This is a genomic window from Phytohabitans houttuyneae, from assembly GCF_011764425.1.
Lineage (GTDB): Bacteria > Actinomycetota > Actinomycetes > Mycobacteriales > Micromonosporaceae > Phytohabitans > Phytohabitans houttuyneae.
This window is the reverse complement of record NZ_BLPF01000003.1, coordinates 1,024,059-1,047,077: the sequence shown is the minus strand read 5'-3', so window position 1 is coordinate 1,047,077 and position 23,019 is coordinate 1,024,059. Positions and strand designations below refer to the sequence as shown.

22 protein-coding genes are annotated in these 23,019 nt (G+C 74.3%); 12 read left to right on the top strand and 10 right to left on the bottom strand.

The window, feature by feature from the left end; genetic code table 11:
• Positions 1–1,113, bottom strand: a complete 1,113-nt coding sequence (locus Phou_RS39640) for an FAD-dependent monooxygenase (protein WP_173067368.1) — start codon at positions 1,111–1,113, stop codon at positions 1–3.
• A 124-nt stretch (positions 1,114–1,237) separates the two neighbouring features.
• Between Phou_RS39640 and Phou_RS39635 the strand changes: the two genes are divergently transcribed.
• The 4 genes from Phou_RS39635 (at position 1,238) to Phou_RS39620 (ending at position 5,633) form a co-directional block, all read left to right on the top strand.
• A complete protein-coding gene (locus Phou_RS39635; protein ID WP_173067366.1) occupies positions 1,238–2,191 on the top strand; it encodes a TetR/AcrR family transcriptional regulator C-terminal domain-containing protein in 954 nt (317 codons plus the stop codon).
• Between the two features lie 78 nt (positions 2,192–2,269).
• On the top strand, positions 2,270–3,058 hold the full coding sequence (locus tag Phou_RS39630) for a DUF5919 domain-containing protein (protein WP_173067362.1): 789 nt from the start codon (positions 2,270–2,272) through the stop codon (positions 3,056–3,058).
• A 52-nt stretch (positions 3,059–3,110) separates the two neighbouring features.
• Positions 3,111–4,376: a DUF1800 domain-containing protein gene (locus tag Phou_RS39625; protein WP_173067359.1), complete on the top strand. Its 1,266-nt coding sequence runs from the start codon at positions 3,111–3,113 to the stop codon at positions 4,374–4,376.
• Between the two features lie 12 nt (positions 4,377–4,388).
• Positions 4,389–5,633, top strand: a complete 1,245-nt coding sequence (locus tag Phou_RS39620; protein ID WP_173067357.1) for a DUF1501 domain-containing protein — start codon at positions 4,389–4,391, stop codon at positions 5,631–5,633.
• A 197-nt stretch (positions 5,634–5,830) separates the two neighbouring features.
• Here Phou_RS39620 and Phou_RS39615 read toward each other — a convergent pair whose 3' ends face one another.
• Positions 5,831–7,012 (bottom strand): pyridoxal phosphate-dependent aminotransferase, encoded by a 1,182-nt coding sequence (locus Phou_RS39615; protein WP_218579496.1) that lies wholly within the window; start codon positions 7,010–7,012, stop codon positions 5,831–5,833.
• A gap of 19 nt (positions 7,013–7,031) precedes the next feature.
• Between Phou_RS39615 and Phou_RS39610 the strand changes: the two genes are divergently transcribed.
• The 3 genes from Phou_RS39610 (at position 7,032) to Phou_RS39600 (ending at position 9,502) form a co-directional block, all read left to right on the top strand.
• The gene (locus Phou_RS39610; protein ID WP_173067354.1) at positions 7,032–7,574 is read left to right on the top strand and encodes a helix-turn-helix domain-containing protein; all 543 of its coding nucleotides are present in this window, start codon (positions 7,032–7,034) and stop codon (positions 7,572–7,574) included.
• Between the two features lie 250 nt (positions 7,575–7,824).
• On the top strand, positions 7,825–8,919 hold the full coding sequence (locus tag Phou_RS39605) for a winged helix DNA-binding domain-containing protein (protein WP_173067351.1): 1,095 nt from the start codon (positions 7,825–7,827) through the stop codon (positions 8,917–8,919).
• 19 nt (positions 8,920–8,938) lie between these two features.
• Positions 8,939–9,502, top strand: coding sequence for a TetR/AcrR family transcriptional regulator (locus Phou_RS39600; protein ID WP_173067349.1), 564 nt, complete (start codon positions 8,939–8,941; stop codon positions 9,500–9,502).
• A 173-nt stretch (positions 9,503–9,675) separates the two neighbouring features.
• Here Phou_RS39600 and Phou_RS39595 read toward each other — a convergent pair whose 3' ends face one another.
• Positions 9,676–9,900, bottom strand: coding sequence for a hypothetical protein (locus Phou_RS39595; RefSeq protein WP_173065073.1), 225 nt, complete (start codon positions 9,898–9,900; stop codon positions 9,676–9,678).
• Entirely contained in the window at positions 9,897–10,478 is a 582-nt protein-coding gene (locus tag Phou_RS39590; RefSeq protein WP_173067347.1) for a TetR/AcrR family transcriptional regulator, read from the bottom strand. The genes Phou_RS39595 and Phou_RS39590 overlap by 4 nt, the downstream gene beginning before the upstream one ends.
• A 94-nt stretch (positions 10,479–10,572) precedes the next feature.
• Here Phou_RS39590 and Phou_RS39585 point away from each other — a divergent pair, with 94 nt between their 5' ends.
• Positions 10,573–11,298 (top strand): peptidylprolyl isomerase, encoded by a 726-nt coding sequence (locus tag Phou_RS39585; protein WP_173067344.1) that lies wholly within the window; start codon positions 10,573–10,575, stop codon positions 11,296–11,298.
• Positions 11,299–11,316: 18 nt separating this feature from the next.
• Here Phou_RS39585 and Phou_RS39580 read toward each other — a convergent pair whose 3' ends face one another.
• Positions 11,317–13,905 carry an ATP-binding protein gene (locus tag Phou_RS39580; RefSeq protein ID WP_173067341.1) on the bottom strand — a complete coding sequence of 863 codons (2,589 nt, stop codon included), beginning with the start codon at positions 13,903–13,905 and terminating at the stop codon, positions 11,317–11,319.
• A gap of 162 nt (positions 13,906–14,067) precedes the next feature.
• On the opposite strand from Phou_RS39580, the gene Phou_RS39575 reads away from it, so the two are divergent.
• Positions 14,068–15,123, top strand: coding sequence for a class I SAM-dependent methyltransferase (locus Phou_RS39575; protein ID WP_173067338.1), 1,056 nt, complete (start codon positions 14,068–14,070; stop codon positions 15,121–15,123).
• A 61-nt stretch (positions 15,124–15,184) separates the two neighbouring features.
• On the opposite strand, the gene Phou_RS39570 is transcribed toward Phou_RS39575, so the two are convergent.
• Genes Phou_RS39570 through Phou_RS39555 form a run of 4 tightly spaced genes read right to left on the bottom strand, consistent with a single transcriptional unit; the run spans position 15,185 to position 18,790 of the window.
• On the bottom strand, positions 15,185–16,465 hold the full coding sequence (locus tag Phou_RS39570; RefSeq protein ID WP_173067335.1) for an FAD-dependent oxidoreductase: 1,281 nt from the start codon (positions 16,463–16,465) through the stop codon (positions 15,185–15,187).
• Positions 16,462–17,148 (bottom strand): SDR family NAD(P)-dependent oxidoreductase, encoded by a 687-nt coding sequence (locus Phou_RS39565; RefSeq protein WP_173067332.1) that lies wholly within the window; start codon positions 17,146–17,148, stop codon positions 16,462–16,464. Before Phou_RS39565 ends, Phou_RS39570 begins: the two co-directional genes overlap by 4 nt.
• Complete coding sequence (locus Phou_RS39560) at positions 17,145–17,918, bottom strand: sugar isomerase domain-containing protein (protein ID WP_173067329.1); 774 nt, start codon at positions 17,916–17,918, stop codon at positions 17,145–17,147. The genes Phou_RS39565 and Phou_RS39560 overlap by 4 nt, the downstream gene beginning before the upstream one ends.
• On the bottom strand, positions 17,915–18,790 hold the full coding sequence (locus Phou_RS39555) for an ROK family protein (protein WP_173067326.1): 876 nt from the start codon (positions 18,788–18,790) through the stop codon (positions 17,915–17,917). The genes Phou_RS39560 and Phou_RS39555 overlap by 4 nt, the downstream gene beginning before the upstream one ends.
• A 102-nt stretch (positions 18,791–18,892) precedes the next feature.
• On the opposite strand from Phou_RS39555, the gene Phou_RS39550 reads away from it, so the two are divergent.
• Positions 18,893–19,606 (top strand): GntR family transcriptional regulator, encoded by a 714-nt coding sequence (locus Phou_RS39550; RefSeq protein ID WP_173067323.1) that lies wholly within the window; start codon positions 18,893–18,895, stop codon positions 19,604–19,606.
• 65 nt (positions 19,607–19,671) lie between these two features.
• On the opposite strand, the gene Phou_RS39545 is transcribed toward Phou_RS39550, so the two are convergent.
• A complete protein-coding gene (locus Phou_RS39545) occupies positions 19,672–20,616 on the bottom strand; it encodes a phosphotriesterase family protein (RefSeq protein WP_173067320.1) in 945 nt (314 codons plus the stop codon).
• A gap of 143 nt (positions 20,617–20,759) precedes the next feature.
• Here Phou_RS39545 and Phou_RS39540 point away from each other — a divergent pair, with 143 nt between their 5' ends.
• Both Phou_RS39540 and Phou_RS39535 read left to right on the top strand, forming a co-directional pair.
• Positions 20,760–22,154 carry a glycoside hydrolase family 30 protein gene (locus Phou_RS39540; RefSeq protein ID WP_218579495.1) on the top strand — a complete coding sequence of 465 codons (1,395 nt, stop codon included), beginning with the start codon at positions 20,760–20,762 and terminating at the stop codon, positions 22,152–22,154.
• A gap of 99 nt (positions 22,155–22,253) precedes the next feature.
• A complete protein-coding gene (locus tag Phou_RS39535; protein WP_173067317.1) occupies positions 22,254–23,018 on the top strand; it encodes a LamG domain-containing protein in 765 nt (254 codons plus the stop codon).
• The last annotated feature ends 1 nt before the right edge of the window (position 23,019 follow it).

Genomic DNA, 23,019 nt, shown 5'->3' with positions numbered 1-23,019 from the left:
TCAGAGGGTGATGGCGTGATTGGCGCGCTCCATCGACTCCTCCGACGCCGGGCTGCCGGGGTTTTCGGTGGCGAGCGCCTGGTTGACTTCGGCGAACGGCCGCATCCTCGCCTCGTACCGGCCCAGCGCGCCGTCGAGGTCCCGGACCAGCGCGCCGTCGAATCCGCGCGCCAGCTCGTCAGCCAGGAGGTAGGCGCCGACCAGGGCCAGGCTCGTGCCCTGCCCGGACAGGGGTGAGGCGCAGTGCGCGGCGTCGCCGACGAGGGTGACGCGGCCGGCCGACCAGGTGTCCATGTGGATCTGGGCCATCGCGTCGAAGTAGAAGTCGGGGGCCTGCCACATCGCCTTGAGCAGCCGCGGGATCTCCCAGCCGAGGCCGGCGGTGCGGTCGGCGATCAGCTGGCGCTGCGCGTCGAGGTCGCGGCGGTCGTACGCCAGCGGGCCGGACATGAAGCCGATGTTGACGCGCAGCTCGGCGTTGTCGCGGGCGGTGTAGATGCCGGCACCCGCCTCGCCGTCGTTGAGCCACACCTGCCAGCGGTCGAGGCCGAGCACGTTGTCGGCGGTGAAGACGGCGACGTAGCTGCCCAGGTGTTGGGCGAAGCGCTCCTCCGGGCCGAACGCGAGGCGCCGCACGTTGGAGTGCAGGCCGTCGGCGCCCACCACAAGGTCGAATCGGCGTGGGGCGCCGCGCTCGAACGTGACGTCCACACCATCCGCGTCCTGGTGGATGGCGCGGATCGAGTCGCCGAAGATGTACTCCACGTCGCTGGTCCGCGTGGCGAGCAGTGCGGTGAGATCTTCGCGGAGCACCTCGATGTCGTCGCCGTCCAGGCGGCCGCCGCTCTGGGTGTGCTCGGTCGAGCGCATCAGCTCGTTGCCGGCGTTGTCCACCATGGACATGCCCAGCATCTGGGTACGGGCGGCGCGCACCTCCTCCAGCAGCCCCATGCGCTCGACCACGGTCAGCGCGGCGCCGCGCACGTCGATGGCCTGCCCGCCGGGACGGGGCGCGGGCGCGCTCTCCACGATGGTGGGGGTGACGCCGTGGCGGGCCAGCCAGTAGGCCAGCGCGGGACCGGCGACGCTCGCTCCGGAGATGAGAACCTTCATGACACTGCCTCCCGTGATCTGCATGTACCGTGTACGCATCTGACTGTACGGCGTACGCATACGGGCAGCAAGCGCGGATGTGTACTATGACAGGGCTATCTGTACTAGCTCAGGGAGGTCGAGGATGGCGGTCGCGCCGTACCAGCGGATCGTCAGCGACGTCCGTGCCAGGATCGCCGACGGGCGCCTCGCGCCCGGCGACCGCATGCCGTCCACGCGGCGACTGGCCAAGGAGTGGGGTGTGGCGCTGGCGACCGCGACGAAGGCGATGGCGCTGCTGTGCCAGGAGGGCGTGCTGGAGGCCCGGCCACGCTCCGGGACGTTCGTCGCGTCGACGGAGCCTTCGCCGTCCGCGCCGGCACCCGCCGCCCGGCCGGCCGCCGCCACCCGCGCTCCCGACGGTGACCTCACCCGCCAGCGGATCGTGCGGGCGGCCATCGAGATCGCCGACGCCGAAGGGCTCGACGGGCTGTCTATGCGCGGCGTGGCGGCGAAGTTGAGGGTGGCCACTATGTCGACGTACCGGCATGTGGCCAGCAAGGACGACCTGGTGCTGCTGATGGCGGACGCGGCGTTCGGCGAGCTCGGCTATCCCGATCCACAGCCCGACGACTGGCGCGCCCTGATCGAGCGGGCCGCACGCACCCTGTGGAAAACGTTCCGCCGGCACCCGTGGCTCGCCCAGGTCTTCCCACTGACCCGGCCGATGCCGCTGACCGGCCTGCTGACGCACAGCGAGCAGATGCACGCCGCGCTGCGTCCGTTCGGCCTCGACGCCACCGCCCGCCTCGACGTGCTGGTCATGCTCTACAGCCACATCCAGGGCCTCGCCATCCACCTGGAGCGCGAGACGCAGGCACAGGAGGCGTCCGGCCTCACCGACGAGGAGTGGATGGATCAAAACGCGCACGCCATGGAGGCGATCGCCGCATCGGGGCGGTACCCGGGCTTCGCCGGGATGATGGCCGAATTCGGCGAGGCGGGCTACGACCTCGACCTGGACAAGATCTTCGAGCTCGGCCTGCGCACGCTCCTCGACGGGCTTTCCGTCACTCTGGAGCGCCACACGCCGGCGTAGCGGCTACCGAGCCATTCTTGACAACGCTCACGACGATGGGCTGAGTACGTTTTTCCGGCGCCCGGATGTGAGTGACAAATGGATATCGTGGCCCGCCTGGACAAGCTGAGATCATCGACGATCATCTACCACCTCGTCCACATCCTGATGATTTCTCTCGGCGTATCGATCAGCCTCCTCGGCGGCGCGATCTGGACCTCCATCGGCACCTCGCTGATCGCCACCGGATCGGCCGGCGTGCTCATCTACCTGTACTACGCGCACAACCAGCGCAACGTCGAGCTTGTCGAAGGGCTCCGCGAGTTCGGCCTCCAGCAGATCTACGACGAGCGGAGCGGGCGCATCCGGCACGAGGAGTACGCGAGCCGCCTGCAGCGGGCGCGGTACCACGTGGACATCATCGGGTTCGGCCTCACCTCCTTCCGGGTCGACTACATCTCCGACCTCGGCGCGCTCGCCACCCGGGCCAAGGTGCGCATCCTGCTGCTCGACCCGGACTCGCCGTTCGCCGCGCAGCGCGACCGCGAGGAAGGCCTCTCCGAAGGCGTGATCGCGGGCGAGATCCGCGAGTTCGTGTCCCAGTACGAACGGCAGCGGTCCCTCAGCCCGAACGGCGCGACACCGCCCCGGATCGAGGTCCGGCTCTACACGTGCCTGCCATTGTTGAACGTGTTCAGAATCGACGACGAGATCTTCTACGGTCCCTATCTCGCCGGCCGCGCGAGCCGGAAGACGGTCACGATGCGGGCCCGGCGCGGCGTCATTTACGACCAGATGGTGCACCATTTCGACGAGGTGTGGGAGCGGCATTCGCGGCCGCTGCCGCACGTGCCGGTGGCGATCGCGGCCGGGCCGTCGCCCACCTGAGCCGAACGCCGCGCTTACGTTCCTCGAACGTGCAGGCCCTAGGGTCGGGGCAATGGCGGACAGGGAGCAGGTGGCGGCGCTGCTGCGCCGGGCCACGTTCGGGCCGACGGCGCAGGAGGTCGACGCGGCCGCGCGGGTCGGGTTCGCGGCCACCGTCGACCGGCTGCTCAGCCCGCGCGCGGCGGACGCGGGAGCGCGCCAGACGCCGCCGCCGGAGCTGGGCGCCGACCCGGCGGCGGCGCTCACCAAGGAGTCCACCCGCGAGCAGCGCCAGCGGGCCCGCCAGGAGCAGCGGGAGCAGGCGCGGCGGCTGGTGCTGTGGTGGCTTGACCGGATGGTGGCGGCGGACGACCAGCTCGGCGAGAAGCTCGTCTTCTTCTGGCACGGCCACTGGGCGACGAGTGTCCAAAAGGTACGGTCGGCGGTGCTGATGCGCGGGCAGCTCGACACCCTCCGCCGGTACGGGCGGGGCGAGCTGCGCGACCTCGCCACCGCGATGGTGACCGACCCCGCGCTGGTGCTGTGGCTGGACGGCCACCGCAACACGCGCAAGGCGCCCAACGAAAACCTCGCCCGCGAGCTGATGGAGCTGTTCACGCTCGGGCCGGGCCACTACACCGAGGCCGACGTGAAGGCCGGCGCGCGGGCGCTGACCGGGTGGACGGTCGACCGCGCCACGGGTACGGCCGTGTTCGTGCGGCGGCGGCACGACCCGGCGGCGCAGGCGATCCTCGGCGAGACGGCGGCGTACGACGCGCGGTCGCTCGTGGCGCTGCTGTGCCGGCAGCCGGCGGCGCGCACGTTCGTGGCCGGGCGGCTGTGGCGGCGCTTCGCGAGCGAGGCGGTGCCGCCGCCGGAAGACCTGGCCGGCACGGCCGCCGTCCCGCTCCTGCGGGCCGCCTTCAGCCATCCGGCGTTCGCGGCCACGGCCGGCCAGCACGTGAAGGAGCCGGTGGAGTGGGCGGTCGGCGCGATGCGGCAGCTCGGCGTGCGCCCGTCGGCCCTGAGCGAGCAGAAGCGCAAGCAGCTGCTGTCCGGGCTGGACGCGATGGGCCAGGTGCCGCTGCGGCCGCCGAGCGTGGGCGGCTGGCCCTCCGGCGCGGCGTGGCTCACCACCTCCTCGCTGCAGGCCCGCGCGCGGCTGGCGCGGCTGCTGGCCGAAGCCGCCACAGTGGACGCCCGCGGCGAGGACGAGCTCGCGCGGCTGCTCGCCGTCGACGCGTGGAGCCCGCGCACCCGCGCCGCCCTCGCCCCGATCCGAGGCGCCGCGCCGCGCCTGGCCGCCGCGCTGATCAGTCCTGAGTACACCGTCTGCTGAGGAGGCTCCACGATGGACACGGTGACGCGGCGCCGCTTTCTGCTCGCCAGCGGGGTAACCGGAGCGGCGGCCCTGGCGGCCGGCGCTGGGGCGTACACGCTGCGGGACATCCTCGCGACGGCGAGCGACCGGCCCGCGGACGCCCGCACGCTCGTGCTGGTCACGCTCTACGGCGGCAACGACGGCCTCAACACGGTCATCCCCTACGCCGACCCGGCTTACCACGACGCCCGCCCGGACCTCGCCTACGGCGCGGACGAGGTGTTGCGTGTCGACGGTGAGCTCGGCCTCAACCCCGCGCTGGCGGGGCTGCACACGCTGTACGGCGCCGGGCAGCTCGCGATCGTGCGCGGCACCGGCTACCCGAAGCCCAACCGCAGCCACTTCCAGTCGATGGACATCTGGCAGACCGCGCAGCCGGACCGGCCCGGCACCACCGGCTGGCTGGGGCGCTGGCTCGACGCGAGCGGCGGCGACCCGCGCCTTGCGGTCTCCTTCGAGCCGGCGCTGCCGGTGCTGCTGGCCGGCGAGCGCGGCGCGGGCGCGGCGGTGCCGGTGACCCGCCAGCTCGTGCGGGAGGCGCTCGCGGACCCGGTGCTGGCCGCGCTCGGCCAGCCGCAGGAGGGTGAGAGCGCGCTGCGCGCCCGGGCGTCCGCCTGCTTCGCCGACCTGCTCGCGGTCGACGCGCTCGTGGCCGGCGCCCGGCAGGCCGCCGCCGGTGACGACGACCCGGACGCCGGCGACGGCGCGGAGGGCGCGACCGCCACCGGCGGGGCGACGAGCCCGCTGCAGGCGCAGCTCGACCTCGTCGCGCAGTGCGTGGAGGCGGGCGTGGCGACGCGGGTGTTCTCGGTGTCGCTGGGCGGGTTCGACACGCACGCGGACGAGAAGCAGGCCCAGGCGGTGCTGCTCGGCCAGGTGGACAAGGCGCTGGCCGGGTTTGCCGAGCGGATGGCCCGCACCGACGCCGGGCGGAAGGTGGTGGTCGCGGTGTACTCCGAGTTTGGCCGGCGGGTGCGCGCCAACGCCTCGGACGGCACCGACCACGGCACGGCCTCGAACGTGTTCCTGCTCGGCGCGGCCGTCCACGGTGGACTGTACGGCGCCGCGCCGAGCCTGACCGACCTGGACGACGGCGACCTCAAGCACACGACCGACTTCCGCGACGTGTACGCCACCCTGCTCGAGCGTGTGCTCGACACCGGGGCGGACCGGGTGCTCGGCGCGTGGCGCGGCCGCCTGGACGGGCCCCTCTAGGAGACCGTCCGGCGTCAAGGTGGGCTGCGGTTCAGAAGATCTACTTCGAAGCAGATCCGGGCTACCGCGACGTCCGTCGTGGTCCGGACCGTCGCTCCCGCGGCCTCACCCTCCGCGGTGGGCGAGCTCAAGTGCGGTAACCACTCAGTGGGCATCGCACCAGCGACGCCGGCGCGCTCCGGGACATCCGATCCGACCTAGCGGAGGCCCGCCGCGGCCAGGCGCTCCGGCAGGGTGGCCAGGCGGTCGACCGGCTCGGCGCTGAAGACGAAGCGGATGTGGCGGGCGGCCACGGCGTCGCCCCAGCCGGTCATCGCGGTCGCGGCCACCGCGCCGTCGCGCAGCAGGCGGCGTGAGGCGTCGGCCGGGTCGATGCCCATGGCGACCGTGTCCAGCAGCAGTGACCAGCCGCCGGCCGGGCGCACCAGGGGCAGTCCGGCGAGGCCGGTCAGGATCGTGTCGCGGCGGCGCTGCAGCTCGGCGGCGGCCTCGGCCACGTGGGACTGGTCGCCGCGCAGGACGGCGGTGGCGCCGGCGCGGGCGATGCCGACCGGGGTCGTGGTGTTGTAGACGTGGGCCCAGCCGACGTGCTCCACAAGGGACCGTGGTCCGGCGACCCAGCCGACCCGCCAGCCGATCATGCGGAACTCCTTCGACAGGGACCCGATCACCAGCGTGCGCTCCGCCATGCCGGGCTCGCGGACCGGGTGGACGAACGGCCGCCCGTCGAAGAGCAGGCTCTCCATCGCGCCGTCGTAGATGAGCAGCAGGTCGCGCTCGCGGCACAGGTCGCAGACCGCGCGCCACTCCTCCTCGTCGAGCACCGCGCCGGACGGCATCGACGGGCTCATCAGCAGCAGCGCGCGGGTGGCCGGCCCGACGGCGGCGCGCAGCGCGTCCAGGTCGAGGCGCCACTCGCCGCCCACCACCCGGTACGGCGCGAACCGCGGCACGCCACCCACCAGGCGCACCCTGTTGACCAGCCCCGCGTACGTCGGGTCGCCGAGCACCACCTCGTCGCCCGGGTCGATCGTGGCGAGCAGGCAGTCGAGGGCGGCCTCGGTGCCGCCGCTGGTCACGATGACCTCCTCGACCGGGTCGTAGCGGTGGCCGGTGCGGGTGGCGAGCAGGTCGGAGATGGCCGCGCGCAGGTCGAGGTCGCCGGTGAACGGGAGCCACGAGTTGGCCGCCGCCGTCGAGAGCGCGGCGGCGGTCACCGGCACGGCCTCGGGCGGGAGCGGCAGGTCGGTGTCGAGGTTTTCCAGGCGCAGCACGGGCCAGCGCGCGGTCACGCGGTCGGCCGAGCGCGCCACCCGGTCGATGCCGAAGCCCACGATCTCGGACATGCGGCGCGCCGCTCTGACTCCTGAAGTAGTCATGGTGACTACTATAGTGCGCATGACCGACTCCCCCGCCAGTCGAATCGCCGCCAATCTCCGCGCCATCCGCGAGGCCCGGGGCCTCTCGGTCGTGGCCCTCGCGGAGCGGAGCGGGGTCGGCCGGGCCACGCTGACCAACCTCGAGGCCGGGCGGGGCAACCCCACGATCGACACCCTCTACGCGCTCGCGGACGCGCTCGGCGCCGCGCTGGGCGACCTCATCGGCGAGCCGGCGCGCACGCGGGTCGAGGTGGTGCGCGCCGGCGCGGGCACGCGGGTGGAGGGCGCGGTCTCCGCCCGCCTGCTCGACCGGGTGCGCGGGCAGCGGCTGGCCGAGTTCTACGAGGTGGAGTTCGCCACGACCGCCCGCCACGCCGACCCGCATCCCGCGGGCGTGACCGAGTCGCTGCTGGTGGTCGCCGGCCGCCTCCGCGTCGGCCCGCTCACCGAGCCGGCCGAGCTCGGCCCGGGCGACTTCATCCGCTTCCCCGGCGACGTCCCCCACCTCTACCAGGCGATCGGCGGCCCCGCGCGCGGCGTCCTGGTGATGGCCCACCCCTGATCAAGACCGAAGATGTGAGCTGCCGCGACGTCCGCCATGGTCCGGACCGTTGCGCGGTCGGGCTTGGCCGGCGGGCCTGGCAGCGGAGGTCGGGGATCTCGGCGAGCCCTGGCGAGCCGCCGACCTCCGCGTTGCCCGCGGGAAAGCACCCAAAGAAAACGCTCCGCTGCGCTTCACGTCTCCCCCGGGGCCCGCGCGTGCGGTCCGCAGGTGACGCGGGCGCGGGAAATGGTTGGCCTAGCCTGTGGGCGTGAGCTTGATCGCGGAGCGGCGCCTCGCGAGCGTGTTGCTGGCCGGCGGCCCGCAGCTGGGCACGCCGGCGGAGGTGGTGCGGTGGTTCGGCGCGGTGCAGGCGCAGGACTTCGGGCCGGCGAAGTGGTCGCTGGGTGAGCGGCTGCCCGGCACCGGTGACGCCGAGGTGCAGCGGGCCTTCGACGCGGGTGAGTTTCTGCGCACGCACGTGCTGCGGCCGACCTGGCACTTCGTGACGCCCGACGACATCCGGTGGATGCTGCGGCTCACCGGGCCGCGGGTGCACGCGACGAACGCGTACTACTACCGCCAGTCCGGCCTCGACGACGCCGTCTTCGCGAAGGCGCACGACCTGCTCGCGGAGGCACTTGCCGGCGGGGCGCACCGCACGCGTAAGGAGCTTGCCGGCGTGATCGGCGGGGCCGGGCTGCCGACGGCGGGCTTCGCGATGGCGTACATCCTGATGCACGCCGAGCTCGACGGCCTGATCTGCAGCGGGGCGATGCGCGGGAAGCAGCACACGTACGCGCTGCTGGACTCCCGCGTCCCGCCGGCACCGGAGCGCGACCCGGACAGCGCGCTCGCCGAGCTTGTCACCCGCTACTTCACCAGCCACGGCCCGGCCACCGCCAAGGATCTGCGGTGGTGGTCCAGCCTCACGCTCACCGACATCGCGCGCGGGGTCGCGCTGGCCGGCGACCGCCTGCGCCACGAGGTGGTCGACGGCGTGTCCTACTGGTCGGGGCCGCCCGCCGCGGCACGGCCGCGCTCGCCGATGGCGCACCTGGTGCAGGGGTACGACGAGTACGTGGTGGCGTTCGCGGAGAGCAAGTGGGTGCTCGACGCCTCCGGCGCGGCCCGCGCGGTGCCGGCCGGCACACTGGTGCCCAACGGGGTGCTACTGCTGGACGGGCAGGTGGCGGGGCACTGGCGGCGTTCATCCACAAGGGACACACTGCTCGTCGAGGCACTGCTCTACCGCGCGCTCACGCCGCCCGAGTCCGCGGCGCTGGATGCGGCCGCCGCGCGCCAGGCGGCGTTTCTGGGCCTACGCCCGAGCGTCGCGACGAGCGTGCTTGACGGCGCCGGCTAATAACGTTAGCTTGTCAGCTATGAAGCGTAGTCACCGTGCGGGCCTCTCCACCGCTGCCGTGGTCGAGGCCGCGCTCGCCATCATCGACGAGCAGGGCGCCGCCGCGCTCACCCTCGCGGCGGTGGCGCAGCGCACCGGCGTCGCCGCCCCCTCGCTCTACAAGCACGTGGGCAGCCTCGCCGGGCTTCGCACGCTGGTCGCCGCGCGCGTGCTGGAGGAGATGACCGAGCGCTTCTCCCGCGCGGTGATGGGCCGTTCCGGCGACGACGCGGTGGAGGTGCTGATGCGGGAGTACCGCGCCTACGTCACCGAGCACCCCGCCCGCTACGCGGCCGCCCCCGCCGACGCGCTGCACGAGCCGCGCACGGCCGAGGCGGGGCAGCGGCTGCTGGAGGTGTTCCTCGCGGTGCTGCGCGGCTACGGCCTGACCGACTCCGCGGCCATCCACACGACCCGGTGCGTGCGCGCGGTGGTGCACGGGTTCGCGTCGATCGAGGCGAGCGGCGGGTTCGGGCTGCCGGAGGATCTGGACACGACGTACTCCCAGCTGGTGCGCATGGTCCTCGCGAGCTTGCCGCGCTGATCCCTGGTCGCCCTGGGCCCGCTCCCCATTTTCGGGGCGGCTCTGCGTCGCGGGTGCTGGTGCGGCGTCACCCGGACCGCTCGCGAGTCTGCCGAGCTGATCGCCGGTCGCCCCTGGTTGGTGGCGCCGGCTCCCCACGTCGGAGCCGCTCTGGTTCGCGGTGCTGGCGCGCGTCACCGGACGGGGGCCAGGGTGCCGGTTGGAAGGCGGGTGGCCAGCGCGGCGCCGGTGGCGGCGACGGCGATGAGGTACGCGGTGCTGCTCCACTGCACCTGCGCGAACGTGGCGTGCAGGTCGTGCCGCAGCGTCGGGTACGCGACCGTGAGCACCGTGCCGTCCAGCGCGACCAGCATGGCGCCCGCCACGCTGACCGCGAGCGTGGTGCGCGCCCGCCTCACGCCGCCTCCGGGCCGGCGTGGGCGTCGACCGCCGCGCGCAGCAGGGGCTCGACGTCGTCCAGGTCGGTGGCGAGCTGGAGGCTGCCCCAGATCCAGAGCTGGGCGAGGCCGTGCAGGTTGGCCCAGAGCGCGGCGGCCGCCACCCGCGCGGACGGCGCCCCGGGCGGCGTCGAAGAGCCGGCCTGTGCGACCAGCTCGACCAGCACCTCGAACAGCGGCAGGCTTGTCTCCCGCAGGCCGAGCTGGTTGCTCTCCAGCAGGTCGTGCCGGAACATCAGCTCGAACATGCCGCGGTTCGCCGCCGCGTACTCGACATAGGCGCGGCCCAGTGCCACCAGCTGCGCGTGTGGCGTGCCTCCGCCGCTCAACAGCCGGGCGACCTGCTCCCCCAGCTCACGGAAACCCTGGCGGGCGATGGCGGACAGCAGCGACAGGTGGGTCGGGAAGTAGCGCCGCGGCGCGCCGTGCGACACACCGGCGCGGCGGGCGATCTCGCGGAGTGTGAGCATCTCGCTGCCCTCCCGCGTCACCAGCTCCACGCCGGCCGCGACCAGCCGCTCTCGCAGGTCCTCGCTCATAGACAGTGTCTACCACGGGCAGTAGACACTGTCTACACAGGTTGACGGATGCATCGATGTTCGTTAGACCAGGTGAGGACAACTACGCCGGTCAATGGAGGACAACGTGGTCCCACGCCGCATCGCCGTCACGGTGCTCACCGCAGCCCTGCTCCTGGCCGCCGGGGCCGCGCCCGCGCAGGCCGCCGACGCGCCGCCGCGCGTCACGAAGGGGCCGTGCGGGTACACCGAGACGCCCGACGACCCGGCCGCGCGCCCCGTCCCGCTGCCGCCCGACCCCCGGCGCACCCCCGACCGCGGCACGGTCACGACCACGCTGATCACCAACCTCGGCCTCATCCCGCTCACGCTCGACCGCGAGCAGGCGCCGTGCACGGTGCAGAGCTTCCTGCACCTGGTGCGGCACCGGTTCTACAACCGGACGATCTGCCACCGGCTCACCACGTACCCGACGCTGAAGGTGCTGCAGTGCGGCGACCCGTCCGGCACCGGCTCGGGCGGCCCGGGCTACCGGTACAAGGACGAGCTGCCGACCGGCCTTCCGCCGGCGCCGACGGACCCGACCGGCGAGCGCAAGGTGTACGCCCGCGGGGTGCTGGCGATGGCCAACGCCGGCCCGGACACCAACGGCAGCCAGTTCTTCCTGGTCTTCGCCGACTCGGCGCTGCGCCCCAACTACACGATCTTCGGCAGCGTCCGGCCGCTCGGCCTGCGCACCCTCGACCGGGTGGCGGCCGGCGGCGTGGCACCGACGCCCGAGGACCCGGCCCCGGTCGACGGCGCCCCGGCCCGGCGCACGGAGATCCTCCTGGCGCTGTAGCGACGTTCCGGCCTGGCGTCAGGAGACCAGGCCGAGCTCCCGCGCGCGTGAGGCGGCGTCGCGGCGGGTACGGGCGTCGAGCTTGTCCAGCACGGCTGCGACGTGCGTGTCGACCGTGCGTACCGACAGCACGAGCCGGGCGGCGATCTCCGCGTTGCTCAGCCCTTGCGCGAGCAGCCGCACGACCTCGACCTGGCGCTCGGTGAGGCCGGCCGGGTTGTCGCGTGTGGACGGTACCGGGCCGCGCGGCACCCGGGTCACGCCGAGGTCCTTGAGCCGCTGGCGGACCCGCCGGGCCAGCGGCTCGGCGTGCAGGCCGTCGAGGGTGGCGAGGGCGCCGAGCAGGTCGTCGGCGTCGTCGCTTTCGGCCAGGGCGCTCGCCCGGTGGTACGGGCAGCCCGCGCGCTCCCACAGCGCGGCCGCCTCCCGCCAGCGCCCGGCGGCCTGCAGCGCGTACGGGTGCGGCGAGTCCACCAGCGGCACCTGCGCACCGGCCAGGCGCATCCAGTAGCCCAGCTCGGCGGCGAAGGCGTTGGCGCCGTACCGCCGCACCTCCTCGTAGTAGGGCGCCACCGCGGACGCCGCGCCGGCCGCGTCGCCGCGCAGCCAGGCGGCCTCGATCAGCGCGTTCGCCGCGGGGGCGAGGCGCTGCGCCTCGCCCAGGTCCTTGGCCAACTCCCACGACGCGGCGACAAGCTCGTCGCCGCCCTCCTGGCCCCGGCGGACCCGGGCCCGGCCGGCGACCGCGAGCGCCGGGCACCGCTGGGTGGGCCCCTCGTGCAGCGCCCAGTCGGCCTCGCGCTCGGCGTCCTCCCACGCACCGCGCAGCAGGTGGAGCATGCCGAGCGTGAGGTGCAGGTAGCGCAGGAAACCGAGGAACTCGCCCTCGTCGGCGAGGTCGATGGCGTCGCGCAGGAGCCGGTCGGCCTCGTCGAGGCGCAGGTCGTCGAGGAGCTGCCAGGACAGGTTCGTGTACGACCGGCAGGCGTGCTCCACCTCCCCCGCCGCGAGCGCGACCGACAGGCTCTCCTCGAGCTTGCCCCGCCCCTCTGGGATCCCCGCGTGCAGGGAGGCGAAGCCGACGTTGTTGAGCGCGTGCGACAGGATGCCGGCGTCGCCGAGCGCGCGGGCCATCGCCTCGGCCCGCTGCCCCACCGCGATGGCCTCGGTGCTCCGCCCGGCCAGGGCAAACAGCTGGGAGCGGTTGCTGAGCGCCAGCGCCAGGGCCCGCTGGTCGCCGGCCGGCTCCAGGATCTCGATGGCCTCGGCGGCGCTCGCCTCGGCGCCGGCGCGCATGCCGGCCCACCACTGCATGCGGGACAGCCACCGCAGGCTGAGGCCGAGCGCGCGGGGGTCGCCGAGGCCGCGTCGCGCCTCGATCGCCTCCCGCTGGGCGGTCACGGACTCGACGCCGAGGCCGACCGTGTAGCACTCGATGGCGTACCCGTCGAGCAGGTCCGCCAGCTCGTCGACCGGGAAGTGCGCGCGGTGGGTGAGCACGAGGCGGTAGTGCGCGACCGCCTCGCGGTGCGAGCCCGCCGCGACCGCCTCGCGCGCGGCGGCCGGGCCGTGCCGGATGACGGCCTCGTCGCTGCCGGCCTCGGCGGCGTGGTGCATGATCCGGGACACGTCCACAGTGTCCGGACGTTCGAGCAGCGCGGACAGCACCGCCTGGTTGCACGCCACGCGCCGCACGGCCGGCATCGAGTCCACGATGGCGCGCCGGGTCAGCTCGTGGCGGAAGCCGATGCGCCGCGCCGAGGCGGTCAGGACCCCGCGCCGCTCCGCGGCCGCCAGCGAGGCGAAACCGCCGGGCACGACCGCGTCGACCAGCCAGCGTTCCACTGTGGAGGGTACGACGGCCAGCTGCTCCAGCGCGTCGCGGGTGCGGCCGTCGAGGTCGCGCAGCCGGGCGGTCACCGCCTCGGAGATGGTCGGCGGCACGCCGTCGGCGTCGCCGGAGGCGAAGAACTCGGCCACGTAGAAGGGGTTGCCGGCGGTCACCGCGTACACCCGGTCGGTGTCCATCCCGGTGTCGGCGCCGAGCCGCCGGACGGCGTCCGGGGAGAGGCGGGCCAGGCGCAGCCGCCGCACCCGGCGCGCGCCGGAGGTGAGGCCGAGCAGCTGCTGCATCGGGTGGTCGCGGGTCAGCTCCTCGTCGCGGTACGTCAGCACGAGCACCACCGGCAATTGCCCGATCCGCCGGACCAGGAAGCGCAGCACGTCGAGCGTCGCCTCGTCGGCCCAGTGCACGTCCTCCACGACGAGCACGGTGGGGTGGTCGGGCCAGTCCAGCTCGGCGCGGAGCGCGTCGATCACGGCGCCCCGGTCGCCGGACTCCAGCGCCTCGGTGAGCCGCTTGCCGACGCTGCCGATCAGGTCGCGCAGCGGGCCGAGGACGCGTGGTGTGGCGAGGTCGTCGCAGTACCCGACCAGCAGCCGCCCCTCGGCGGGCAGCACGCCGCGCACCGAGTCGACGAGGCTGGACTTGCCGATGCCGGGCTCGCCCATGATCAGCACGATCGAGCCGTCGCCGCCCTTGGCCTCCCGCGCGGCGGCGCCGAGTTCGGCGAGCTCGTGCTCGCGTTCGAGGATCTGCCGGCCCATTTTTTGGATCATTGCACGCCGGCCACCCGCCCGGTGTCGGCAATCCGGCGCAACCCGATGTACGTATGGCGCCGCCCCGACCTCGGTATTGAGCACGGATCCGCCGCACCCGTCGCGCGCCGTAGAACTGCCGTACGACGACGCGACACAGGAGGTAAGGCAATGGCAGTCGACGAAGACCGGCTCATGGAGTTCCTGCACAGGTTCGTGGGTGACCTCGGCGCGACGATGGCGGCCGGCGGCATCGTGGTCGGCGACCGGCTGGGGCTGTACCGCGCGCTGGCGCAGGGTCCGGCCCGGCCGCAGGAGCTGGCCGAACGGACCGGCACCGCACCCCGGTACGTCGAGGAGTGGCTGCGCGGGCAGGCCGCCGGCGGGTACGTGCAGTTCGACGCGGCCAGCGGCGAGTACTCGATGACCGAGGAGCAGGCGTTCGCGCTCACCGACCCGGACGGGCCGGTCTTCGTGCCCGGCGCGTTCCAGCTCGCGCTCGGCGCGCTCAAGGCCGAAAACGAGATCACCAGGGCCTTCCGCACCGGTGAGGGTGTGGGCTGGCACGAGCACGACGCCGATGTGTTCGCCGGGTGCGAGCGGTTCTTCCGGCCCGGGTACAGCGCGCACCTGGTCAGCTCCTGGCTGCCGGCGCTGGACGGGGTGGAGGCCCGCCTGCGCGCCGGGATCCGGGTCGCCGACGTCGGCTGCGGCCACGGCGCGTCGACGATCCTGATGGCGCGGGAGTACCCCGAGTCGACGTTCGCCGGCTCGGACTACCACGGCGACTCGGTCGCGGCGGCCCGCAAGCACGCCGAGAACGCGGGTCTCGACGGCCGGGTGCGGTTCGAGGCGGCCAGCGCGCAGTCGTTCGGCGGCGGCCCGTACGACCTGGTGACCACGTTCGACGCGCTGCACGACATGGGCGACCCGCTCGGCGCCGCCCGGCACATCCGCCGCCAGCTGGCCGACGGCGGCAGCTGGATGATCGTGGAACCCGCCGCCGGCCCCACCGTGAGCGACAACCTCAACCCGGTGGGCCGGGTCTACTACTCGTTCTCGGCGTTCCTGTGCGTGCCCAACGCGCTGTCCCAGGAGGGCGGCTACTCGCTGGGCGCCCAGGCCGGCGAGGAGCCGGTGCGCCGCCTGGCCACCGACGCCGGCTTCGGCAGCTTCCGCCGGGTGGCCGAGACACCGTTCAACATCGTTTACGAGGCGCGACCGTAGCGCCATTCGGGGGTCTCGGGCGGCACCGTCGGGGGCGGTGCCGCCCGAGCGCGTTTCCGGCTCAGAGCACGGCGCGGTCCGCGCGCAGGCGGTCCCGCAGCGGCGCGGGATCGAGGTCGCCGGGCAGGCAGCCCCGGCTGGCGGCGAGCGCGGCCGCCGTGCCGGCCGCCTGGCCCGTCGCCATGCACTGGGCCATCGAGCGGACCGAGGCGTGCGCGTCGTGGGTGGCCGACAGGCAGCGGCCGGCGACCAGGAGGTTGTCCAGCTCGGCGGGGAGCAGGCTGCGGTACGGCACGCCGTAGGTGCGGCCGGAGGGCTCGCCGCCGACGTACGCCCACACCGTCCGGTCGCCGCCGTCGTGGTCCTCGACCGGCGCGCCGCACCGGGCGACCGCGTCCGGGAAGTCGTGCGCGCCGAGCACGTCGTCGCGGGTGAGCACGTACCGGCCGACGAGCCGCCGGGTCTCCCGCACGCCGATGCGCACCGAGGACTGCAGCAGGTACGCGGACTCGTAGCCGGGCACCTCCGCGACGAGGAACCGGGTGTACTCGGCGACCTGCCGCCGCCCCTCGGCCTCGGCGGCGGACAGCTCCCAGGGGTCGGTGGGGTCGACGCCGCTGACCCGGGTGAGGTTGGTGTGCACCACGCCGGGCAGGACGGTGCGGTGCACGGAGCCCTCCCGGCGGGGCAGCCGGTAGGCGCCGGAGTCGGCGGCCTTCGCGATCCGCTCGTGCAGGTCGGCGGTGGACAGCCGCGCGGTGTCCACACCGCCGAGCCGGAACGTGGCGGTCAGCGGCTGCACCCGCCGGCTGGCCGACGGCCGCTCCAGCGCGGCACCGGCCTGCCAGGCCACCTCGGCGTCGCCGCTGGCGTCCACGATGGACCGCGCCGCCACCGTGCGGGCGCCGGCCCTGGTGTGCACGGCCAGGCCGGTCACCCGCCGCCCCTCGCGCCGCACGTCGACGCAGGTGGCGTGCAGCAGTACCGCCACGCCCGCGCCGGCGCACAGCTCGTCCCAGGCCAGCTTGAGCGCCTCCGGCTCGTAGGTGACGCCGGTGCCGGCTCCGTAGGTGTTCGGGCGCTCGAACGCCTGCCCCTCGCCGAGCAGCCGACCGGCCAGTTCCCAGCCGACCCCGCCGACGACCCGTTCGCGGCTGCCGCCCGGCGCGTAGAAGCCGTAGAACGTGTCCAGGACGGCCGCGCCGGTGCCGCCGAGGAAGCCGGCCGACTCGATCAGCAGCGTGCGGGCGCCGCCGCGCGCCGCCGCCACCGCCGCCGCGCAGCCGGCCGACCCGCCGCCGACCACGGCCACGTCCCCGGTCCAGATCACCGGCGCGGTCATCGCAGCGTCCAGCCGCCGTCGACGGGTACGACCGCACCGGTCACCCGCGCCGAGTCCGGGCCGAGCAGCCAGACCACCGCGGCCGCGACCTCGTCCGGGGTGCAGGCGCGGCCGCCGAGCGGCATCAGCTCCGGCAGGCGCGCGCGCAGCGGGGGGTCGCCGAGCGCGCGCCCGGCCATGGGGGTGTCGACGAGGCCGGGTGCCACCGCGTTGACCCGGACGCCGTGCCGGGCGCCTTCGTACGCGGCGAGCCGCACAAGCGTCTCCACGCCGCTCTTGCTCACCGCGTAGGCCGCGGTCAGGAAGTCGTCGTCGAGCGTGTGGGCCAGCGCCGAGCCGACCACGACGACCGAGCCGCCACCCGTCCTGGCCAGGGCCGGCAGCGCCGCGCGCAGCAGCCGGAACACCGACTCGAGGTTGACCCGCTGCACGCTCGCCCACGCCTCGTCGGTGCAGGCGCCGACCGGGCCGTCGCCGAGCGAGCGGCCGGACATGCCGATCGCGTGCACGACGCCGTCGAGGCCGCCGAGCCGGCTCGTCGCGTACCCGACCGCCTTCTCCGCACCGCCCGGCGCGGTGATGTCGACCGTGTCCCGGTCGACGCCGACCCCGCGGTCTCCGGCGGCGGCCAGGCAGGCGGCCCCGATGCCACCGGTGGCGCCGCAGACCAGGACGCGGGTCATGCCGCCGCCTCGTCCCGCAGCAGCGCGGCGGCCCGGCGGCCGTGTTCGGCGTACGCGGCGTCGAACAGCCGCGCGCTGCCCTCCTGGCCGACCAGGGCGGCGCTGGTGAGCACCGGCGGCAGCGCGCCGGACGCGGCAAGGATCTCGGCCACGCGCACCTTGATCTCGTTGACGACGGCGACCGAGGCCAGCGAGGTGCCCGGGCCGACCGGCACGTCCAGACCGTCCACATCGCACAGCGCGTCGGCGACCGGCGTGCACAGGTCGATCACCACGTCGGCGTGGTCCTGCAGGCGGGTGCCGGTGCTGTGCCGGGGCGGCGCGGCCGTCGACTGGGCCAGCGAGGTCACCACGATCACCGGGAGGCCGGCCTTGCGCGCCTGGGCGGCGATCTCGATCGGCACCGCGTTTCGCCCGCTCGCGCTGAAGACCATCATCGTGTCGGTGGGCCGCAGGTGGAAGTTGGCCAGGATCTGCTCCGCGAGCCCCTCGACCCGCTCGATGAACATCGCCTGCCGCTGCCCGTTGGCGCCCACGACCTGGGTGTGGAACGTCATCGACAGCTCGACGATCGGATGGAAGCCGGGGTACGACCCGTACCGCGGGAACAGCTCCTCGACCGGGATCCGGGAGTGGCCGGTGCCGAACGTGTGCACCACGCCGCCCCGGCCGATCGACGCCGCGCAGAGCCGGCTCGCCTCCTCGATCGCGCCGGCCTGGGTACGGCCGATGGTGTCCAGCACCTCGACCGCCCGCGGGATCCACCTCAACGTCCACTCCCCTCTTCCGCCGCCAGCGCGGCACCTGTCGCTCCTGCCTCGTCGCCGAGTTCGGCGGCGAGCACCCGTACCGGCCCGATGAACGGCTCCCGGGCCGCGAGCGCGGCCTCGACGTGCGGGCGCAGCGCGGGCAGCGCGCCGGCCACCCCGCCGCCGACGACCAGCGCGGTCGACGGGAGCAGCGCCGCCACGGACGCGATGCTCTCGCCGATCGCCCGCCCGGCCCTGGCGATGGCCCCGGCCGCTGCCGGCTCACCGCCCGCCGCGGCGCCCGCCACCTCGGCCGGTGTGCGCCCGCCACCCGCGGCGGCGGCGATGGCCGGGCCGCTCGCGTACATCTCCAGGCAGCCTCGGCTTCCGCAGCCGCAGGCCGGCCCGGCGCGGTCGTACGTGGTGTGCCCGATCTCGCCGAGCCGGTCGTCGGCACCGACCAGCAGGCGGCCGCCGGTCACGACCCCGCCGCCGACGCCGGTGCCGAGCGTCAGGAAGAGCACGTCGGTGAGGCCGCGCGCGGCGCCCAGGCGCAGCTCGGCGAGGCAGAAGGCGCGCGCGTCGTTGAGCAGGCGGGTGGGGCGGCCGGTGGCCCCGGTGACGGTGTCGCCGAGCGGGAAGCCGGACCAGCGGCCGGGCAGGTTGGGCAGGAATCGGACGACGCCGGTGGCGCGGTCGACGTGGCCGGGCACCGCGAGGCCGACGCGGTCGGGGTCGGCGGCGCGGGCGAGGGCGACCAGCGCCTCGACGATGGTGTCGCGGTCGCCCGGCGTGGGCACGCCGCCGCGGCCGGCCACCTCGCCGGTGGCGGTGTCGCGGGCGACCCACTTGATCGCCGTCCCGCCGACGTCGATGCCCAACGTGACAGCCACCCGCGGTCCTCCGGTCGATCAACCTGTCTAGACGGCTAGACTACCTATACTGCTGCGAGGGTCGTCAAGAGGCGGTCCACGCGCTCCGGAAGGGCGTCCCCGATGAGACCCGCCACGCCCGCGTACCTGCTCATCGAGCAGGAACTGCGCCGGATCATCAGCAAGGCCGAGCCCGGCGACCCGCTGCCCTCGGACTCCGAGCTGTGCGACCGCTTCGGGGTCAGCCGGATGACCGCGCGCCAGGCCGTGCAGCGCCTGGCCGCTGAGGGGCTGCTCTACCGCGTCTCCGGCCGGGGCACGTTCGTCGCGCAGCACCCGGTGCACCGGCGGATCAACACGCTGCTGTCGTTCACCGAGGAGATGGCGCGGCGCGGCCTCACCGCACGCTCGCAGGTCATCGACTCCGGCGTCCGCCCCGCGCGGCACGACGAGAGCCAGGCTCTGCAGCTCGGCACGGGCGGCTCGGTCGCCGCGCTGCGCCGGGTGCGCCTGGCCGACGGCGTGCCGATGGCGGTCGAGCACGTGCGGCTGCCCGCGGTCTGCGCCAGCGTGCTGCGCGGCGACCTCACCAACGCCTCGCTCTTCGTCGCCCTGGAGGGGCTCGGCCGGGTGCCGACCCGCGCGCTGGGCACGATCACCGCGGCCGCCGCCGACCCGACCGAGGCCAAGCTGCTCGACGTCGCGGTCGGCGCGCCGCTGCTGGTCGAGCTCCGCACGATCCTCGACCAGCACGACAAGCCGGTCGAGTACACCGAGTCGCGCTACGTCGGCGAGCGCTACCGCTTCGACATCGAGCTGCTCCGCGCGCAGCCCTGACCCCTGCCGTTGATCACGGAGCTCGTGGGCGTGTCGGCCGGCGTTTCCACCCACGAACTCCCTGATCAACCGCGGGTGGGGGTGAGCGCGGCGGCGGGGTTGGCGACCAGGATCTGGTCGACCAACGCCTGGCCCAGGCGGGCGGCGAGGCGCGGGGCGAAGGTCTCGCCGAGCACGGCCATGCCCGGGCCGCCGCCGTAGGCGCGGAGCATGCTCCGGCGGCCGACGTCGGTGCCGAGCAGCACCCGGTCGCCGTGTCCCGCCGACACGACGCGCTCGATGAGGTCGAGCAGGGCGGACTCGGGCCGGTACTTGACCCGGCCGACGGTGTCGTAGAGCAGCCAGGCGCCGCGGGCGGCGAGGTCCGCGTGCAGGTCCGGGTCCGGGTTGCGGTCCAGATGCGCCAGCAGTACCCGAGACGCGGCGACGCCCCCGTCGGACAGCGACTGGAGGATCTCGTGGCCCATCGTGCCGACCTCGCAGTGCACCGCGACCGGGACGCCGGTGCGCCGGGCCGCCTCGGCGCCGGCGGCCATGCGCCGGGCCTCGGAGGCGCTGATCCGCTGGTACGACGCGCCGAGCTTGATGACGCCCGCCCGGTGCGGGGTGGGCGCCGGCAGCGGGCCCTGCCAGTCGCGGCCGTCCATGCCCCGCTCGAGGTCGGCGAGCATCACCTCGACCAGCGTCTGGACCGGCTCGCGGTGCGCCCAGTGCCCGGCCGGGTAGTGCGCGTCGCGGTGGAAGCCGGTCGCGGCGACCACGTGCACGCCTGAGCGCTCGCTCAGCGCGGCGAGCTTGGCGGGCTCGCGGCCCAGCCCGATGGGCGTCAGGTCGACGATGGTCCCGATGCCGGAGGCGCGCACCTGGCCGGCCTCGGTGACCATCCGCTCCAGGTCGTCGAACTCGTCGCCGGGCAGCGCCGGCGTCCGCAGGAACAGGTGCTCGTGCGCGTCGACCGCGCCGAGCCGCCCGGCCGGCACGGGGCCGAGGACGGTCCGCACCTCGGTCACGGGCCGTCTCCCGCCGAACCACAACCCGCCATCTGGCTATCTAGACAGGTAGACACCCGCGCACCGTAACGCCCGCTCGACCGCCGGGTCAACGCGCGCCGGCCACCTTCCACCGCATAACATTGACGACTATCGTTGGCGCCGTGCTACGGCTACCCACCGTCGTCGCCGTGATCCTCACCGCGACCACCGTCACGACCACGCCCGCCCACGCCGCCTCCCCGCCCGGCATCGACCTTCGCCGGGCGCAGACCCACCAGCACATCGACGGCTTCGGCTACTCGATCGCCTTCCAGCGCACCTCCCTGGTGCACAACCTGTCGGAGGCCAAGCGGGAGGAGGCCCTCGACCTGCTCCTCGGCCGGGACAACGGCGCCGCCCCGAGCATCCTGCGCCTCGGCATCGGCTCGTCGGCGACCACCGTGTACGACAAGATGCTCTCCATCCAGCCCACCGACCCCGGCGGGCCGTCGGCGCCGCCGAACTACTCCTGGGACGGCTGGGACGGCGGCCAGGTGTGGTACGCGAAGGAGGCCCGCGAGCGCGGCGTCCACCGCTTCTACGCGGACGCGTGGAGCGCGCCCGGGTACATGAAGGACAACGGCACGGACACCAGCGGCGGCTCGCTGTGCGGGCTGCAGGGCGTCACCTGTGCCAGCGGCGACTGGCGCGAGGCGTACGCCCGCTACCTCGTGCAGTACGCCACCTTCTACCGGCAGGAAGGCATCCGGCTCGACGAGATCGGCTTCACCAACGAGCCGGACTACACCGCCTCGTACGCCTCGATGCGCTTCACACCCGCGCAGGCGGTCGAGTTCGTGAAGGTGCTCGGCCCGATCGCGCGGCGGGCCGGTCTCGGCGTGGCCTGCTGCGACTCGTTCGGCTGGCAGCACGCCGACCCGTACGCGCGGGCGATCGAGGCGGACGCGCAGGCGCGGCGGCTGGTGGACGTCGTGACCGGCCACGGGTACGCGAGCCCGGCCGACCGTCCACTGTCGACGCGCAAGCCCACGTGGATGTCGGAGTGGGCGCCGTCCAGCGTCGCGGACGGCTGGAACGAGGCGTGGGACAGCGGCAAGGGCACCGACGGCATCGCGCTGGCCCAGCGGATCCACGACACGCTCGCGCTCGCCGACAGCAGCGCGTTCCTGTTCTGGCTCGGCTCCTCGCGCGGCGGCACGGCGGCGCTGCTGCAGATCGACGACGCCAACGACCAGTACCGGGTGTCATCGCGCCTGTACGCGTTCGCCGCGTACAGCCGGTTCATCCGGCCGGGAGCCGTCCGGATCGGCGCGGAGACCACCGCGGAAGGGCTGAAGGTGTCCGCTTACCGCAACGCCAACGGCACCGAGGTCGTGCAGATCCTCAACACCGGCACCACCGCGGTCGCGACGACGATCGACATGCGGCGGCCGAACGTGTACCTGACCGACGCCACCCACCGCCTGGAGAAGGTGCCCGGCATCGTCACCAGGCACGGGCAGCGCTCGGCGATCGCGCTGCCGCCGCGCTCGCTGACCACCCTGGTACGCGCCTGAACGGATGAACCGCCCGCCAGGGTCCTTGTGGAGCCGTCCGCGCTCGGCTTCCATGAACCCGTGCGACCTGTCCGATATATCCGAAACTTTGTCGCGACCGTGGCCGCGGCCGTCATCGCCGTCACGGCGTCCGGCGCGGCCGCGGTCGCGGGGCCGCCGCTGGGCCAGGTCGAGCTGCGGTACGCCGGCGAGCTGCTGGACCCGGCGCGGGTCGCCGACAGCAGCGGCAAAGGGCTGCACGGCGCGGTGAGCACCGGCGGCGGTGGCGCGGTGACCTCGGTGGTGCCACCGGGTGGGGACGCGTTCCTGCGGTTTCCCGGCGGCAGCTGCACGCTCGCGCCGCCGTGCCCGCAGGCGATCGTCACGCCGGCCGCGAGCACGAGGCTCGTACCGGCGGGAGGCCGCTTCTCGTTCGGGGCGGACATCCGGCTCACCGAGCCGCCGTCACCGGCCGCCGGCATGAACGTGTTCCAGTTCGGCGCCGCGGCGGCCGGGCTCAGCCAGTGGAAGCTTCAGGTCGACGGCGGCCGCCCGTCGTGCCGCTGGTCCGACGGCGTGACCGCGGTGCTGCTTCCCGCCGGCCCGGACGGCTACGCGCTGACCGCGGGCCGGTGGTACCGGGTCAGCTGCTGGCGGCTGTCCCGCTCGGTCTTCCAGATCCGGGTGGACGATCCGCGGACCGGCCGGCCGGTCCTCGCGCCCGGTGTCGCCGTCGCCCACCTGGACGGCATCGTGCCGACCGGACAGGCGGTGATCGGCGGCAAGCGGGTCCGGGACATCCAGACGGACGTGGACACCGACCAGTTTCACGGTGATCTGGACAACATCCGCTTTGCCCGGCGCGGGGTGCCGATGGCCGGCTGAG